The following is a 17,424-nucleotide window of genomic DNA, read 5'->3' on the forward strand; positions in this document are numbered from 1 at the left end:
CGGTCCACCCCCTTCCCTAGCTGGGGACCGACCGTCCCGCCTGCCCTCGACGGGCGGGCGGGACGGTCCGGTCGTCGTACGGCACTACTCCGGGTCGGCAACCGCGACCATCGCGGGCCGCAACAGCCGCTCACCGACCTGGTAGCCCCGACGCATCACCTGTACACAGGTGGGCTCGGTGACGTCGGCCGACGTCTGGTGGGCGACCGCCTCGTGCCGGGTCGGGTCGAACGGGTCGCCCTGCTCGCCGAACGGGGTCAGCCCGAACTTGCCGAGCGCCGTGACGAGCTGTTCGGCCACGGTGCCGAACGGGCCGACCAGGTCGCCGTGCTCGCGGGCCCGGTCCAGGTCGTCGAGGATCGGCAGCAGCGCGGCGAGCACCGCGCCGGTCGCCTGCTCGGTGACCAGGCCCTTGTCCCGGTCCACCCGCTTGCGGTAGTTGGCGTACTCCGCCGTCACCCGCTGGAGGTCCCGGGTCCGCTCGTCGAGATCCTTGCGCAGCGCCTCGAGTTCGGCGCCGAACGCGGTCGGACCACCGTCGACCGGCTGCGCCGGGGCGTCCACCACCGGCGGGCCGGTCACCTCGGCCGCCTCGACCTCGATCTCGTCGACGACGACCTCGGACTCCTCGACCAGGCCCTCGGCGGGGGCGTCCGAACCGGCGTCGGCGGCGGCCGGTTCGGACGTCTCGCTGATCTTGCGGTTGTTACGGATGACGACCCGCGGCCCGTCGCCGGCCTGCTCAGCGGGCGCGGAGCCACCCGGCGCCGACCCGGTCGCACCCGGGTCGGCAGCTCGTGGCTTCTCCGTCATGGGGCTACCTCATCCCTCTGCCGTGGTTTCGTGTCCGGGACGAACCGTCACTTCTTGTCCTTGTCCTCGTCCACGATCTCCGCGTCGACCACGTCGTCCGCGCCACCGGCGGAGCCGCCGGCCTGCGGGCCACCGGTCGCCCCGGCGCCGGCGGCACCCGCCGCACCCGGGCCGGCCTCGCCCGGCTGCTCGCCCTGCTGGTTGTAGAGCAGCGAGCCGGCCTGCTGGGAGACCTGCGCCAGCTTCTCGTGCGCCGACTTGATCTTCTCGATGTCCTGGCCGCCGAGCGCGCCACGCAGTTCGCCGAGCGCCTCGTTGATCTGATCACGGGACTCCGACGGCAGCTTGTCGCCGCTCTCGGCCAGGAACTTCTCGGTCTGCCACTGGAGCGCCTCGGCCAGGTTGCGGGTCTCGGCCTCCTCGCGGCGACGCTTGTCGTCCTCGGCGTGCTCCTCGGCGTCGCGGCGCATCCGCTCGATGTCGTCCTTCGGCAGCGAGGAGCCGCCGGTGATCGTCATCTTCTGTTCCTTGCCGGTGCCGAGGTCCTTGGCGTGGACGTTGACGATGCCGTTGGCGTCGATGTCGAAGGTGACCTCGATCTGCGGCACGCCGCGCGGCGCCGGCGGGAGGCCGGTCAGCTCGAAGGTGCCGAGCTTCTTGTTGTAGGCCGCGATCTCCCGCTCGCCCTGGAACACCTGGATCAGCACCGACGGCTGGTTGTCGTCCGCCGTGGTGAAGACCTCGGAGCGCTTGGTCGGGATGGTGGTGTTGCGCTCGATCAGCTTGGTGAAGATGCCGCCCTTGGTCTCGATGCCCAGGCTCAGCGGGGTCACGTCGAGCAGCAGGACGTCCTTGACCTCGCCCTTGAGCACACCGGCCTGGAGGGCGGCGCCGACGGCGACGACCTCGTCCGGGTTGACGCCCTTGTTGGGCTCCTTGCCGGTGAGCTGCTTGACCAGGTCGGTCACGGCCGGCATCCGGGTCGAGCCGCCGACCATGATGACGTGCTCGACGTCGGAGACCTTGATGCCGGCGTCCTTGACGGCCTGCTCGAACGGGCCCTTGCAGCGGTCCAGCAGGTCCTGCGTCATCCGCTGGAACTCGGCCCGGCTGAGCGTCACGTCGAGGTGCAGCGGGCCCGCCGCGCCGGCGGTGATGTACGGCAGGTTGATGTTGGTGGTGGTGGCGGCGGACAGCTCGATCTTGGCCTTCTCGGCCGCCTCGCGGAGCCGCTGGAGGGCCATCTTGTCCTGGCCCAGGTCGATGCCGTGCTCGCCGCGGAAGGTCTTCACCAGGTGGTCGATGATCCGCTGGTCCCAGTCGTCGCCACCGAGGTTGTTGTCACCGCTGGTCGACTTGACCTCGACGACGCCCTCGGCCAGCTCCAGCAGCGACACGTCGAAGGTGCCGCCGCCGAGGTCGAAGACCAGGACGGTCTGCTCCTTGGAGCCCTTGTCCAGCCCGTACGCCAGGGCCGCCGCGGTCGGCTCGTTCACGATCCGCAGCACGTTGAAGCCGGCGATCTCGCCGGCCTCCTTGGTGGCCTGGCGCTGGCCGTCGTTGAAGTAGGCCGGGACGGTGATCACCGCGTCGGTGATCTGCTCGCCCAGGTACGCCTCGGCGTCCCGCTTGAGCTTCATCAGCGTGCGGGCCGAGATCTCCTGCGGGGTGTACTTCTTGCCGTCGATGTCGACGGACCAGTTGGTGCCGATCTCCCGCTTGACCGAGCGGATCGTCCGGTCCGGGTTGGTCACCGCCTGGCGCTTGGCGACCTCACCGACGAGCACCTCGCCGTTGCGGGCGAACGCGACGATCGACGGGGTCGTCCGCGAGCCTTCAGCGTTGGCGATGACGGTGGGCTCACCGCCCTCCAGGACGCTGACGCAGGAGTTCGTCGTGCCGAGGTCGATACCGACCGCACGTGCCATCTTCGCTTCCTCGCTTCATCACGTTGTGGGCAGGTGACGGGCGACGCCCGTCGAGCTGCCCGGCGGGCGTCGCCCGCAGCGACCCCACCACAAGTTGAGTGAACTTGACTCAATAGTGCCACGCCCCGCGAAATCGTCAAGTCGAGGTTGAGCCGACCCGACGCAACCCCAGGTTCTTACCGATCGGTTGTCTTCCCTTGCGTCGGTCGGGCACGCTTTAGCGGTGACGACGCACGGCGATCCCGCCACCCCGGCCGGCACGCCCACCGTCGCAGCCCGCACCGGCCCCACGGACGCCGGGGAGGACCGGCCCGCCACCACCGGGGACGACAGCCTGCCCGCCGCGCTGGCCGGCCTGCGCGCCGCGATCGGGGCGGCCCGGTTCCCCCTCGCGCTGCCCTCCGCCGAGCCCGCCCGGCGCGCCGGCGGAAGCCTCACCGACCAGCTCGACGACTACCTGCTGCCCCGGCTGCGCCGGCTCGACGCGCCGCTGCTCGTGGTGGTCGGCGGGTCCACCGGCGCCGGCAAGTCCACCCTGGTCAACAGCCTGGTGCAGGCGCGGGTGAGCGCCGCCGGGGTGCTCCGCCCGACCACCCGATCCCCGGTGCTGGTCTGCAACCCCGCCGACTCGGGCTGGTTCCGCAAGGGCGAGCTGCTGCCGGGCCTGACCCGCACCACCGAGCCCAGCGAGGACCCGCGCACCCTGCAACTGGTCACCGCCCCGGCCCTGCCCGCCGGGCTGGCCTTCCTCGACGCCCCCGACATCGATTCGGTGGTCGACGCCAACCGGGCCCTGGCCGGTCAGCTCCTGGCCGCCGCCGACCTCTGGCTCTTCGTCACCACCGCCGCCCGCTACGCCGACGCCGTGCCCTGGGAGCTGCTGCGCAGCGCCCGCGCCCGGGGCGCGGTCATCGCCATGGTGCTGGACCGGGTGCCCCCGGAGGCGGCCGACGAGATCGCCGCCCACCTGTCGGAGATGCTCGCCGCGCAGGAACTGGGGGCGGCCCCGCTCTTCGTACTGCCGGAGACCTGGGTCGACGGGCAGGGCCTGCTGCCCGACCGGGTCACCGCGCCGCTCGCCGCCTGGTTCGCCCGGCTGGCCGCCGACGCCGACGCCCGCGCCGCCGTGGTCCGGCAGACCCTGGACGGCGCGCTCGGCGCGCTGCACCCCGCGGTCGAGGGGCTCGCCGACGCCGCCGAGGAGCAGGTCACCGCCGCCGACGCGCTCGACGAGCGGGTGCTGGCCGCGTACCGGGGGGCGCACCGGACCGTCGAGCAGGGGCTGAAGGACGGTCGGCTGCTCCGCGGCGAGGTGCTCGCCCGCTGGCAGGAGTTCGTCGGCACCGGCGAGTTCTTCCGCACCCTGGAGGCCCGCATCGGGCGGCTGCGCGACCGGGTGGTGGCGGCGGTCACCGGCCGGCCCGCGCCCGCGTCCGAGCTGCGGGACGCGATCGAGTCGCAGCTGGTGACCCTGCTGCGGGGCGTCGCCGCCGAGGCGGCCGAGAACGCGTACACCGGGTGGAAGGCGCATCCCGCCGGGGCGGCGCTGCTCGAACCGGAGCTGGCCCACCCCTCCGCCGACCTGCCGGAGCGGGCCGAGCGGCTGGTCCGGGAGTGGCAGCGGGGCGTGCTGGAGCTGGTCCGCGCCGAGGGTGGCGACCGCCGCTTCGTGGCCCGCACGGCCGCGTACGCGGTCAACGCCACCGGGCTCGCCGTGATGATCGCGGTGTTCGCCTCGACGGCGTTCATCCCCACCGGCCTGGAGGTGGCCACCGGGGCCGGCACGACCGTCGCCGCGCAGACCGTGCTCCAGGCGATCTTCGGCGACCAGGCCGTGCGTACGCTGGCCGCCAAGGCCCGGGCCGACCTGCTGGACCGGGTGCGGGCCCTGCTCGACGACGAGGCCGCCCGCTACCTGGACCGCACGGCGCAGGCCCGGCCCGCCGCGGACACCGCGGAGGCCCTGCGCGGCGCCGCCAACCAGGTGGAGATCGCGCGCAACCGCAGCGGCCTCGCCGGCGCGGCCGTCGCGGGCCTGCCCGGCACCGAGGGTGGAGGGTCATGACCAACATCGTCGGGCGGATGCGCGAGGCGTTCCGCGGAGACCAGCGGGTGGACGCCGAGGCGCTCATCGCTCGCCTCGACGCCATACGCCGGTTCCTCACGGTCGTCGACGGCCACCTGCCGGACGCGCAGCTCGTGCCGGCGCACACCCTGGTCGAGCGGGCCGGCACCCGGCTGGCGCTCTCCCGCGACCACACCGTGGTGGCCCTGGCGGGCGCGACCGGCAGCGGCAAGTCCAGCCTGTTCAACGCGCTCGCCCGGATGGAACTCTCGACGGTCGGGGTGCGCCGCCCCACCACCGGCGTCGCCCACGCCTGCGTCTGGGGGCCGCTCGACGGCGGCAACCGCCTGCTCGACTGGGTCGGCGTGCTGCCCCGGCACCGTTTCGTCCGGGAGAGCGTGCTCGACGGCGACGACGAGTCCGCCCTGCACGGGCTGATCCTGCTCGACCTGCCCGACTTCGACTCGGTGCAGCGGTCCCACCGGCTGGAGGTGGACCGGCTGCTCGGCCTGGTCGACCTCGTGGTCTGGGTGGTCGACCCGCAGAAGTACGCCGACCGTGTCATCCACACCAGCTACCTGCGCGAGTTCCACCGGCACCGCGACGTCACCCTGGTCGTGCTCAACCAGGCCGACCGGCTGCCCCCGGCCGAGCTGCCCCGGGTGCTGGCCGACCTGCGCCGGCTGCTCGACTCCGACGGCCTGGACGGCGTACCGCTGCTGGCGACGACCGCCGTCGACCCGGCGGGCATGGCCGGGCTGCGGGAGGCGCTGGAACGCACGGTCGCCGAGCGGCAGGCCGCGCTGCGGCGGCTCCAGGGCGACGTGGACGCGGTGGTGGCCGGGCTCGACGAACTGGTCGGGGATGCCTCGCCGGCCGACGGGCCGGACGACGCCGCCGTCACCGCGCTGCACCGGGCGCTGGCCGGCGCGGCCGGGGTGCCGGCGGTCGCCGAGGCGGTCGAGCGGGCGTACCGGCACCGGGGCGCCGCCACCACCGGCTGGCCCCTGGTCCGGGGCTGGCGGCGGCTGCGGCCCGACCCGCTGCGCCGGCTGCACCTGCCGGGCCCCGCCGCCGACCGCGACGCACCGGCGGAGAGCCTCGTCGCCGCGACCTCGGTACCCGACCCGACCGCCGCCCAGCGCTCGGCGCTCGGGCTGGCGATCCGTTCGGTGGCCGACCGGGCCGGGGCCGACCTGCCCGCCTCCTGGCCGACGGCGGTCACCGCCGCCGCCCGGTCCCGCCTCGGCGACCTGCCGGACGCGCTGGACCGCGCGGTGGCCGGCACGGACCTCGGCATGGACCGGCGACCGCTCTGGTGGCGGTTCGTCGGCGGCCTCCAGTGGCTGGTGACCCTGGCCGCGCTCGCCGGGCTGGGCTGGCTGGCGCTCGGCTACGCGCTGCGCGCGCTGGGCCTGCCGGCGCTCGAACACCCGATGGTCGGCGAGGTGCCGCTGCCCACCCTGCTGCTCCTGGGCGGCCTGCTCGCCGGGCTGCTGGTGGCCGCCCTGACCAGGCCGATCGTCCGCTGGGCGGCGCGCCGGGCCCGGCGCCGGGCCGAGCGGCGCCTCACGGCCGCGGTGGCGGCGGTCGGCGAGGAACACGTGCTGACCCCGGTGCGGGGAGTGCTCGCCTCCTACGCCGAGGCCCGTACGGCGCTGGAGGAGGCCGCCGGGCGCTGAGCCGGAAATCCGGTTCCGTCGGCAACCGCAGGTCGGCGGCGTGCCGCCGCGACGCGGGCCGGATGCTCGGGTCGCTCGTACCGTCCCGGGGCGGGTGGCGGCGTAGGGTCGGTGGATGGGAACGCCTCAGACCCCGTACGACGCGGTGCTGCACGCCGCCCGCGACGTGGCCAAGCTGGACAACGCCCTCGACGCGGAGATGCTCGGCGCGGCCCTGCTCGGCAGCGTCTACTCGGTCGCCGAGACCGAGCGTGACGCCGCCGTCCGGGACTTCGTGGCCGGCTTCCTGGCCGCCACCTCCCGCCGCCGCTCGGCCGCGGCGACCACCATCCGCTCCGTCTTCGCCGCGCTGGTGCCCGACGCCGAGGGCGCCGGCCGCGTCCGGCCGGGCGCCGCCACCCCCGCCTGGGCCGCCCAGCTCGGCCGCGTGCACCTGACCGGCTGCTGGTCCTACGGCGACGTGTACGGCGACCAGACCTCCTACCTGGCGACCTTCGCCTACGACGACCCGGCCGGCGGCTCGGCGCACGCCGTGGTGACGCTGCTCGACCACAACATCGGCATCACCAAGGACGTCTTCGTCGGCGGGCCGCCCGACCGGATCCTCGAGCAGGTCCGGCAGATGTGCTCGGGGGACGAGCTGACCTGGTTCCGCGACGAGGAGCCGGCCAGGATGCGCGTCGAGGTGACCCGCCACCTGGCGATCACCGACGGCCTGACCGAACTGCCCGGGGAGGGCTCGCTCGCCACCGACCGCGCCCTGCTCGGCGCCCGGCTGGCACTGCTGCCCCGGGCGGCCGGGGCGGCCCCCGCGCCCGCCGAGCCGCTCTCCGCCGCCGAGCGTACGGACCTGGTCCGCCGCTTCCTCGCCTCGCCCGAGGCGGCCCGCTTCGGCCTGGACGCCATCGACGGGGCGGAACTGGCCTCGCTGCACTTCTGCCTCAGCCTGCTGCTGGACCACGCGGCCAGCTTCCCGGACGCCGACCCGATGCGGTGGAGTCCCACCGTGGCCGGGCTGTTCCTGCTCGACTGGGTGCACCGGCGGGCCGTGCTGGACATGGACGACGCCGCGCTGCTGCCCCGGGTGCTGCGCGCCTGGGCCGGGTACGCGGCCCGTAAGCGCGGGCTGCCCGAGCAGGCGGCGACCCAGATCGACACGGCCATCGAGGAGATGGTGCCGGAGTTCGCGCGCCTCTACAGCACGGGCGAACGCCGCAGCCCCGCCACGGCCGCCGTGGCGCAGCTCATGGCCGACGGCGTCGACCCGGACGACCCGGCCGCCCTGAACGCCTGGATCGAGGCCAACCGCCACCGCCTCACGGACGACCCGGCCTGACCCGCGCCCGCACCTGTACGCGGTTCCGTCAGCGGAGGGGGGCGAAGGTCAGGGCGGCCACCAGGGCGCCCAGGGCCAGGCCCGCGAGCACCTGGGGCACCGTGTGGTCGCGCAGGCGGACCCGGGACCAGCCGACCAGCACGAGCAGCGGTGACGCCGCCAGCGACCCGGCACCGAACGTGACCACCAGTACGACCAGGGCGCCGGCGGCCACCGCCGAGTGGATCGACATCTTCCACCAGTGGCTGACCGTCACGGCGACCACCAGGCCGACGAGCCCGGCGGCGGCCAGGGCCAGCACCGGGCGCGGCGCGCCGAGCACCGCGAGCAGGGCCAGTCCGGCGGCGACCGAGCAGAGCCCGAACAGCAGCGGGACCCGACGCTGCTCCCGTACCCCCACGTGGTGGTCGGTCAGCCGGCCCCGACGCACCCCGCCGAGGATGTACGCGAACGGGATGCCACTGACGAAGAGCGTGGCCAGTAGTCCCCAGGCCAGGCCGTGCGCGCCCCGGGTGCTGTGCCAGCCGACCGCCAGCGTCAGCGCCGAGACCAGCACGGCGGGCGCGGTCATCTCGGTGACGAACCGGGCGAGCCGGAGGGTCGGGCCGGGCCGGGGCACGGCGGTCTGCCGGGTCTGGGGCCCCGCGTCCGAACCGCCCGATCCGCTCAGCGTCCCGCCTCTGCTCCGCCCCGGGCCGCCGCCCGGGACCGTCCCCGTCCGCATCCGGCGCGCCGGCGGGACCGGGCCCCGTCGTGGATCACGTGCCGTCGACGTCACGGTACCCGCGACGAACCGTCCCGGTGCCCGGTCCCGGCGGTACCGCCGGTCAGGCCGGGTCGACGACGCGGCTGGCACCGCCGGTCGAGCCGACCCCGCCGGTCGGGCCGAGGTCGACGCGCCGGCCGGGAGCGCCCGTCGAGCCGGAGCCGGCCTGCGGGCCGTCGGCGGCGGTCGGGCGGGGACCGGCGGTGGAGCCGGGAGCGGCGGTCGGGCCGGGGCCGACGGTCGCGCTGGCGGTCGGACCGTCCGGTGACGGGGGCGCGGGCGTCGCCGTGGGCCCGGGCGGCGGTAGCGAGAGGCTGCTCGTCGGCTCCACCGAGGTCGGCTCGGCGGTCGGCGTGGGCGCCGGACTCGGGCTCGGGCTCGGCGACGGCGACGGACTCGGCGACGGGGAGGGCTTCGGGGACGGGCTCGCCGGGGGCCGCGGGACCGGTCGCCCGCCGGGCCGGGACGGCGGCGGGGGCTTTGGGCGCTGCGCCGGGGGCGGGGCCGGCGCGGCGACGATCGGCGTACGCGGGAAGGGCACGACGGTCCGCCAGTCGCCCGGGGCGGGCACGGCGGGGGACGGGGTCGACGGGGCGGCCGGGGGCTGACCCGTCGCCGGCACCGGGATGACCACCGGGCCGATCGAGGGGGTCGGCAGGAACGGGGTGCTGGTGTCCGGCAGGGCGGTGCTGCCGACGGTGGCGGAGCCGGTGCTGATCGCCGCCAGGATCGGCATCGACGCCGTGCCGGCGAGCAGCGCCACCGTGAACAGGTAGCCCCGGGACGGTCCGCCCTGGCCGGGCGCCCGGTGCGCGCCGACCAGGCGGCGGTAGCCGCCGGCGGCACGGTGCCGGCCGAGGAAGGGAGTGGCGGGATCTCGACCTGGCTCGGACACCACGCACTCCTCCTCGTCGCTCCGGCGGCGGACGGGTCGTACGGGGACCGCCCCGACCGTCCGGGGCGCCGCCCCGACGCGCGGGAGCGGCAAACCGCCCGACGCGGACGATCCCGTGCCAAACAGCCTGGACCAGTGACGCTGGGTCAGCCAACCCTGCACAGCGTGTCGACACGCGTATATGGCCGAACGGTGACGAACCACCGCCGGATCGGCCGGGCGTCGATGCAACGGACACCGGGCACTTCGTGCGACGAAGCGGGCCGCCGCCCCTGCCGGGGGAAGCCGCACTGTGGGCGCGCTCACGTGTGATGCGAATATGGACCACGACGGCAACGCAGCCACGACCTCCGCGCACCCACGCGGCAGGCGCGGCTGGGCGCCGGCGCTCCCGAACCGGGTTCGGCCAGAATCCGGCTCACGCCGCGCGGCAACCCCCACCGGGGCTAGGCGCGGCCGCCAGGAACCCGTCCGGCACCAGCCGGGCAGGCGCACGAGTTGCGCGGCCGGGTGACCCCCCGGTGCCGACGCAGACAGACAGGGAGAGACGGATGGCAAAGGGCGACCCCGGGGTCTCCAGTCGCGGCCGACGGGCCGCACCCCGGTCCAGAAAGGGTGCGACCGGCGACCCGCAGCTGGTGCAGCTGCTCACCCCGGAGGGTGAGCGGATCGAGAGCGCGACCGGCCCGGACGGGACCGAGTACCGCGTCGACTTCACCGACGAGGAGTACCGCGGGCTCTACCGCGACCTCGTGCTGGTCCGCAAGCTCGACGCCGAGGCCACCGCGTTGCAGCGCCAGGGCGAGCTGGGCCTGTGGGCCAGCCTGCTGGGCCAGGAGGCCGCGCAGGTGGGCTCGGGACGCGCGCTGCGTACGCAGGACATGGCCTTCCCGACCTACCGGGAGCACGGCGTCCTCTACTGCCGGGGCATCGACCCGATCATGCCGCTCGGCCTGTTCCGGGGCGTCGACCAGGGCGGCTGGGACCCGAACGAGTTCAAGTTCAACATGTACACGATCGTGATCGGGGCGCAGACCCTGCACGCGACCGGGTACGCCATGGGCGTCCACATGGACGGCAAGACCGGCACCGAGGACGGCGAGGCGGTGATCGCCTACTTCGGCGACGGCGCCACCAGCCAGGGCGACGTCAACGAGGCGTTCGTCTGGGCCAGCGTCTTCAACGCCCCGCTGGTGTTCTTCTGCCAGAACAACCAGTACGCCATCTCCGAGCCGCTGGAGCGGCAGACCCGCGTGCCGCTCTACCAGCGGGCGGGCGGCTTCGGCTTCCCCGGTGTGCGGGTGGACGGCAACGACGTCCTCGCGTCGTACGCGGTGACCCGGCACGCGCTGGACAACGCCCGGCTCGGCCAGGGCCCCAGCCTGATCGAGGCCTACACCTACCGGATGGGCGCGCACACCACCTCCGACGATCCGACCCGCTACCGGATCGCCAGCGAGGTCGAGGCCTGGCAGGCGAAGGACCCGATCGCCCGGATGAAGGCGTTCCTGGAGAAGCAGCAGATCGCCGACGCGGACTTCTTCGCCGCCGTCGACGAGCAGGCCCGCACCGAGTCGGTGCACCTGCGCGAACGGGTGCTCGCCATGCCCAACCCCGATCCGGTGACGATGTTCGACCACGTCTACCCCAACGGGTCCCCCGAGCTCGACGAGCAGCGGGCGCAGTTCACGAAGTACATGGAGTCGTTCGAGGGGAGCGCCCACTGATGGCCACGGAGACGCTCACCCTCGGCAAGGCCCTCAACACCGGTCTGCGCAGGGCCCTGGAGAACGACCCGAAGGTCGTCATCATGGGCGAGGACGTCGGCAAGCTCGGCGGCGTCTTCCGGATCACCGACGGCCTCCAGAAGGACTTCGGCGACCAGCGCGTGATCGACACGCCGCTCGCCGAGTCCGGCATCATCGGCACCGCGGTCGGCCTGGCCATCCGCGGCTTCCGGCCGGTCTGCGAGATCCAGTTCGACGGCTTCGTCTACCCCGCGTACGACCAGATCGTGTCGCAGGTGGCGAAGATGCACTACCGCTCGCAGGGCAAGGTGCGGATCCCGATGGTCATCCGGATCCCGTTCGGCGGCGGCATCGGCGCGGTAGAGCACCACTCGGAGTCGCCGGAGGCGTACTTCGCCCACACCGCCGGCCTGAAGGTGGTGTCCTGCGCCAACCCGCAGGACGCGTACACGATGATCCAGCAGGCCATCGCGTCGGACGACCCGATCGTCTTCCTGGAGCCGAAGCGGCGCTACTGGGAGAAGGGCCCGGTCGAGCTGGACGCCCCGCTCTCGGGGGCGTACCCGCTGCACTCGTCCCGGGTCGTGCGGACCGGCACGGACGCCACGGTGCTGGCGTACGGGCCGATGGTGCGGACCTGCCTCGACGCGGCGACCGCCGCCGCCGAGGACGGCCGGGAGCTGGAGGTCATCGACCTGCGCTCGATCTCCCCGCTGGACCTGGCCGCCGCGTACGAGTCGGTGAAGCGCACCGGCCGCTGCGTGGTCGTGCACGAGGCCCCGGGCAACCTGGGCCTGGGCTCCGAAATCGCCGCCCGGATCACCGAGGAGTGCTTCTACTCCCTGGAGTCCCCGGTGCTGCGGGTGACCGGCTTCGACACCCCCTACCCGGCCGCCCGGGTGGAGGAGGAGTACCTGCCCGACCTCGACCGGGTGCTCGACGCCGTCGACCGCACCTTCGGCTGGTGAGCGGCATGTCACGGATCAAGGAGTTCAACCTGCCCGACCTGGGCGAGGGCCTGACCGAGGGCGAGATCCTCGCGTGGCTCGTCAAGGTCGGCGACGTGATCGAGCTGAACCAGCCGATCGTCGAGGTGGAGACGGCCAAGGCGGCCGTCGAGATCCCGGCGAAGTGGGCCGGCCAGGTGCAGGCGATCTTCCACCCGGAGGGGAGCACGGTCGAGGTCGGTACGCCGATCATCGCGATCGACACCGACCCGGGCGCCGGGCCGATCGAGGAGTCGACGACCGGTGCGCCGGCCTCCGCCCTGCCCACCCCGTCGGCGGCGTCGCTGGCCGCGGTCGAGGTGGCGCCGGCCGAGGGCGCGGTCGAGCCGGGCCTGATCGGCGGTCCCGCCCCGGGCGGCCGTACCGCCGTGCTGGTGGGCTACGGCCCGCGCACCGCGGCGGCCAAGCGCCGCCCCCGCAGGGGCGACACACCGGTGCCGGCCCAGGCTGCGGCGCCGGTCGCACCGACGCAGCCGGCCCCGGTGGTCACCGCGCCGTCGAACGGTCACGGACCGTCCGGTGGGCCCGTGCTGGCCAAGCCGCCGGTACGCAAGCTCGCCAAGGATCTCGGCGTCGACCTGTCCACGCTGACCGGGTCGGGGCCGCTGGGCTCGATCACCCGGGAGGACGTACAGCGGGCGGCGAGCGCGGCCACGACGGCGGCCGAGCCGCTCGCGGTGTCGGCGCCGGCCACGGCGGCCGCGAGCTTCGGCGCGGACCGCGAGCAGCGCATCCCTGTCAAGGGGGTACGCAAGCTCACCGCCGAGAACATGTCCCGCTCGGCGTTCACCGCTCCGCACGTCACGGAGTTCCTCACCGTCGACGTGACCCGGGCGATGAAGGCCCTGGACCGGCTCCGCAACCGGCGGGAGTGGCGCGACGTACGGGTCTCGCCGCTGCTGCTGGTGGCCAAGGCGGTGCTGCTGGCGGTCAAGCGTCACCCGATGGTCAACTCGACCTGGGCCGGCGACGAGATCGTCGTCAAGGACTACGTCAACCTGGGCATCGCGGCGGCCACCGAGCGCGGGCTGATCGTGCCGAACATCAAGGACGCCGGCCGGCTCTCGCTGCGTGAACTGGCGGACGCGATGACCGACCTGGTGCAGACAGCCAAGACCGGGAAGACCTCGCCGGCCGACATGTCCGGCGGCACGCTGACGATCACCAACGTCGGCGTGTTCGGAGTGGACACCGGTACGCCGATCCTGCCTCCGGGCGAATCGGCGATCCTGGCCTTCGGCGCGGTCCGCGAGATGCCCTGGGTGCACAAGGGCAAGGTGAAGCCGCGCCAGGTCACCACGCTGGGCCTCTCCTTCGACCACCGCATCATCGACGGTGAGCTGGGCTCGAAGTTCCTGCGCGACATCGGGGAGTTCCTGGCCGATCCGGAGGCGGCGCTGCTCGCCTGGACCTGAGGGTCCTGACGCCAGCCGAACGGCCGGTGTGCGACGGGTTGACGCCCGGCACACCGGCCGTGTCCGTTTGGGGGCGTGCTCACGCCGGGCATCGGACCGACTCCAGGGACAGAGGAATGCGTCGGTCACAGCCCCTCCACACCTTCGATTATTCGGCCCGTGTCCCAGCTCACCTAACAATCGATGGAAGTTGGCGCCATCTTGGGGTTCAATGGAGACATCAAGGGCTGACAACCGAATAGCCAGGAGGAGAGACCCGTGAGCATGATCGAGCGAATCCGTAACCGCCGCGACGCCAACCGCCGCGCCCGTGCCATCGAGCACGCGCTGCGCTCCGCGAACTCGCCCGCGGTCCGCGAAGAGATCCTCGCCATCGCCCAGCGTCACATGAGCTGACGCCCGGAACCCTCCTCACCTCCTCCAGATCGATGACCCGCCCGGTCCCCCCGGGCGGGTCATCGGCGTTTCGCAGCGGTTGGCACCGGGATTCCACCTCGCCCCAGCGCCCGGTACGGTGGGCTTCGGTCGTCGCCCGCCGACCCGGAGCAGTCGAGTCGATAGAAGCCGCTCGACACCGTCCGGCCACGGGGAGTGACGGCCGTGCTCCCCGGACGCCCTCGGGTGGTCACCCGATACGGTGCGGGGAGCCGGCACGGCCGGTACACCGGCGACGCCGGCCACCCTGCCGAGAAGACCGATCGGCAGCGGCGGCCGACAGGTGATGGAGGAGGCGCACGCATGACGTCCGAGGGCACGCACCACCCCGGCCAGCAGCCGGACGAGGTGTCGCCGGGCGCCGGCGGACCGGCGCCGTACGGCGACCGCCCGGCACAGCAGGACAACGGCTACGGCGCCGGCGCCCCCGACCTGGGCTGGGCGCCCCCGCCCCCGGCGGGCCGACCGAACCCGCCGGCCTGGGGCGCGCAGGGTGAGCAGCAGGCCCCCGCGTGGGCCGCCCAGGCACCACAGCAGACCGACCCGGCCCAGCCCGGCCAGTGGGGGCCGCCCAGCGGATCGCCGCAGCCGGCGTGGCCCGGCGCGCAGGAGCAGTCCGGCCCGGCGTGGGCCGCCGCCGCTCCGCCCCCGCCGCCACAGCCGCCGCACGCCGGCCCGGAGCAGCCCGCGTGGGCGCCGGCCGAGCAGGCGTCCCCCGCCTGGGCCCAGCCCGAGCCCGCCGCCCGCGGCGCCGCCCGGGTCCCCCAGGCCACACCCGCCCCCCAGCCCTGGCCCGCCCAGGACGACCCCTCCCGCTCCGGTGGCTGGAACGCCGCCGAGCAGCAGCAGGGCGAGCAGGCGCGTCCCGGCGCCTGGGCCGACGGTGCCACGCCGGACGACCGGCCCCCGCAGGCCGACTGGGCCGCACAGCAGGACGACCCCAACCGCTCCGGCGGCTGGAACGCAGCCGGCCAGCAGCAGGACGACCCCAACCGCTCCGGCGGCTGGAACGCAGCCGGCCAGCAGCAGGACGACCCCAACCGCTCCGGCGGCTGGAACGCAGCCGGCCAGCAGCAGGACGACCCCAACCGCTCCGGCGGCTGGAACGCAGCCGGCCAGCAGCAGGACGACCCCAACCGCTCCGGCGGCTGGGCCGGCGGCGGCCAGCAGCAGGACGACCCCAACCGCTCCGGCGGCTGGGCCGGCGGCGGCCAGCAGCAGGACGAGCAGGCGTCGCCCGCCTGGGCCGCCCAGCCCGAGCCCGCCGCCCGTGGCGCCGCCCGGGTCCCCCAGGCCACACCCGCCCCCCAGCCCTGGCCCGCCCAGGACGACCCCTCCCGCTCCGGCGGCCGGAACGCCGAGTCCCCTCAGGACCCGGCCGGCAGTTGGCCCCCCGCAGCGCAGCAGGACGACCCCAACCGCTCCGGCGGCTGGAACGGCGCCGAGCAGCAGCAGGGCGAGCAGCCCGGCTGGGATGCCGGTGCGGAGCAGCGTCCGGACGGGAACTGGACCGCGCCCCGCGACGACCAGCCCCAGGGCGACGAGTGGTCGGCCCGGGACGAGCGCTCCGCACGGGGTGCCGCCTCCGTCCCCCCGCCGCAGCCCGACGACCGGGACGCCAACGGCTGGGGCGCCGCGCAGCCCGCCTCCACCCCGCCCGGCCGCGCCTCCGTCCCGATGCCCGGCGACGGCGGGCAGCAGCCGTGGGGTTCCGCCCCCGAGAGCCTGCCGCAGCGGGGTGCCAGCGGCGAGCGCCCGGCCGTACCGGACGTCGAGCCCTGGTCGGCGGACGAGGCGTGGGGTCGCGCGGAGACGGGCGAGCCCGCACCGGCCCAGGCCGGCAACGGCTGGGAGCCGGAGCGGGCCGAGGAGCCGCCGATCTACCAGCCCGCACCGGGGCCCGGCATCTCGCCGGCCAACGCCGTGCCGCTGCCACCGCAGGAGCAGCGGGTGCCCGGCGCGAGCCTGGCCGCCGCGCCGCCCGCCGACTACGCCCCGCCGGCCCAGTTCGCCCCCGAGCAGCCGGGCCGCGACGGCACCCCGCAGGCGTACGAGCACGAGCAGCCGGGCTGGGCCCAGGCCGGCTCCCGGCACGACGAGCCGCAGTCGCCCGCCGGCCCGGTGGTCCCCGCACCCCGTACCTCGCCGGAGGCGGGCGGGCGGGCCTCCGTACCGTCGCCGGAGGCTGCCGACCCGGCGGCCGGCAGCGTGTCGGCGAGCGCCTCGGTGCCGCTGGCCAGCCGGGTCATGCCACCCACCGACCAGGCCCTGCGGCCGGTCGGCACGCCGGCGCCGCAACCCCGGGTGTACGGCAGGCCGGCCCGCCCCGAGCCGGCGGACGAGCCGGAGCAGGACGCCCCGGGCGGGCACCGGCCCGACCACCCGCCGGCGCCCAGCTTCAACCAGGGACCGGAGCCACGCTTCGGGCAGGGGCCCGACCCCCAGTTCGACCAGGACCCGCGCTTCGGCCAGGGGCCGGATCCCCGCTTCGACGAGCCGCGCTTCGGCCAGGGCCAGGACAACCGGTTCGGCCAGGGACCGGACGAGCAGTTCGGCCAGGGCCAGGACAACCGGTTCGACCAGGGTCCGGAGGCTCGCTTCGACGACCGCGACCGGGCGCCGAGCGGGACCGCCGTCTTCGGCGCGGTCGCACCGATGGCGCCCGCCTCGCCCCCGGCCTTCCCGCCGGGCGTGCCGTCCTTCGTCGACCCGCCGGCCAGTGACCGGCCGGTGAACGGGGTCCGGCCGCACGACAGCGCGGACCGGCCCGCCGACCCCTTCGGTACGCCGTCCGCCGGCGGCGCGGCACCCGGCTACGGGCCCGCCCCGACCGCCGCGCCCACGTCGGGCGGCGCGTTCCCGCCGCCCCCGCAGCAGCCCGGCCCCTGGGACCAGGGCGGCCCGGAGCAGGAGCAGAACCGCTTCGACTCGTTCAAGCCGATCGCGGAGCCGAAGGCCGAGCCGGCCCCCACGCCCAAGGTCCGCAACGGCCGGGTGCTCGCGGCGGTGCTCGTCGCGGCGGTGCTCATCCTGGCGGTACCCCTGGGCCTGCTCATGCTGCTCGGCAAGGTCGGCGGCGACGACCCGGCCCCGGCGTTCGACCCGGCGGTCGGCAGCTGCGTGAAGAAGTCGGGCGAGAGTGCGGCGGCGGCGCAGTGCGGCGAGGCGGGCGCCTTCACCGTGGTCTCCAAGGTGGACGCGAAGGACAAGTGCGCCGACCCGACCCAGCCGTACGTGGAGCTCCAGGGCGGCGGGACCAACCGGGTGCTCTGCCTCAAGCCGGCAGGCCAGTAGCTTCAACGACGACGGCGGGGCCCCGGGAAGCCGTGGCCCC

Annotated in this window: 12 protein-coding genes; 8 read left to right on the forward strand and 4 right to left on the reverse strand. The window is 75.0% G+C overall.

From position 1 onward, the window contains the following. Positions 1-84 precede the first annotated feature (84 nt). Entirely contained in the window at positions 85-813 is a 729-nt protein-coding gene (gene grpE, locus AC5L34_RS05915) for a nucleotide exchange factor GrpE (protein WP_363892215.1), read from the reverse strand. A gap of 47 nt (positions 814-860) precedes the next feature. Continuing rightward, positions 861-2,741, reverse strand: a complete 1,881-nt coding sequence (gene dnaK / locus AC5L34_RS05920; protein ID WP_441173788.1) for a molecular chaperone DnaK — start codon at positions 2,739-2,741, stop codon at positions 861-863. 223 nt (positions 2,742-2,964) lie between these two features. Here dnaK and AC5L34_RS05925 point away from each other — a divergent pair, with 223 nt between their 5' ends. The 3 genes from AC5L34_RS05925 to AC5L34_RS05935 all read left to right on the forward strand — a co-directional run bounded on the left by AC5L34_RS05925 (position 2,965) and on the right by AC5L34_RS05935 (position 7,824). Further along, a complete protein-coding gene (locus AC5L34_RS05925) occupies positions 2,965-4,806 on the forward strand; it encodes an ABC transporter (RefSeq protein WP_441173789.1) in 1,842 nt (613 codons plus the stop codon). Next, on the forward strand, positions 4,803-6,488 hold the full coding sequence (locus AC5L34_RS05930) for a GTPase (protein WP_494824026.1): 1,686 nt from the start codon (positions 4,803-4,805) through the stop codon (positions 6,486-6,488). The genes AC5L34_RS05925 and AC5L34_RS05930 overlap by 4 nt, the downstream gene beginning before the upstream one ends. A gap of 115 nt (positions 6,489-6,603) precedes the next feature. Beyond that, positions 6,604-7,824, forward strand: coding sequence for a hypothetical protein (locus AC5L34_RS05935; protein ID WP_441173792.1), 1,221 nt, complete (start codon positions 6,604-6,606; stop codon positions 7,822-7,824). 28 nt (positions 7,825-7,852) lie between these two features. On the opposite strand, the gene AC5L34_RS05940 is transcribed toward AC5L34_RS05935, so the two are convergent. Then, positions 7,853-8,443 carry a phosphatase PAP2 family protein gene (locus tag AC5L34_RS05940; protein ID WP_441173793.1) on the reverse strand — a complete coding sequence of 197 codons (591 nt, stop codon included), beginning with the start codon at positions 8,441-8,443 and terminating at the stop codon, positions 7,853-7,855. Positions 8,444-8,651: 208 nt separating this feature from the next. Then, a complete protein-coding gene (locus tag AC5L34_RS05945) occupies positions 8,652-9,485 on the reverse strand; it encodes a hypothetical protein (protein ID WP_441173794.1) in 834 nt (277 codons plus the stop codon). Between the two features lie 551 nt (positions 9,486-10,036). Here AC5L34_RS05945 and pdhA point away from each other — a divergent pair. The 5 genes from pdhA to AC5L34_RS05970 all read left to right on the forward strand — a co-directional run bounded on the left by pdhA (position 10,037) and on the right by AC5L34_RS05970 (position 17,384). Further along, a complete protein-coding gene (gene pdhA / locus AC5L34_RS05950; protein ID WP_089002685.1) occupies positions 10,037-11,212 on the forward strand; it encodes a pyruvate dehydrogenase (acetyl-transferring) E1 component subunit alpha in 1,176 nt (391 codons plus the stop codon). Next, the gene (locus tag AC5L34_RS05955) at positions 11,212-12,201 is read left to right on the forward strand and encodes an alpha-ketoacid dehydrogenase subunit beta (RefSeq protein WP_494824028.1); all 990 of its coding nucleotides are present in this window, start codon (positions 11,212-11,214) and stop codon (positions 12,199-12,201) included. The genes pdhA and AC5L34_RS05955 overlap by 1 nt, the downstream gene beginning before the upstream one ends. Before the next feature lie 5 nt (positions 12,202-12,206). After that, complete coding sequence (locus AC5L34_RS05960) at positions 12,207-13,655, forward strand: dihydrolipoamide acetyltransferase family protein (protein WP_494824204.1); 1,449 nt, start codon at positions 12,207-12,209, stop codon at positions 13,653-13,655. Positions 13,656-13,913: 258 nt separating this feature from the next. Next, complete coding sequence (locus AC5L34_RS05965; RefSeq protein ID WP_165947779.1) at positions 13,914-14,051, forward strand: hypothetical protein; 138 nt, start codon at positions 13,914-13,916, stop codon at positions 14,049-14,051. 342 nt (positions 14,052-14,393) lie between these two features. After that, positions 14,394-17,384: an LppU/SCO3897 family protein gene (locus AC5L34_RS05970; protein WP_494824030.1), complete on the forward strand. Its 2,991-nt coding sequence runs from the start codon at positions 14,394-14,396 to the stop codon at positions 17,382-17,384. Positions 17,385-17,424 lie beyond the last annotated feature (40 nt).

Source organism: Micromonospora sp. ZG13 (assembly GCF_059359355.1).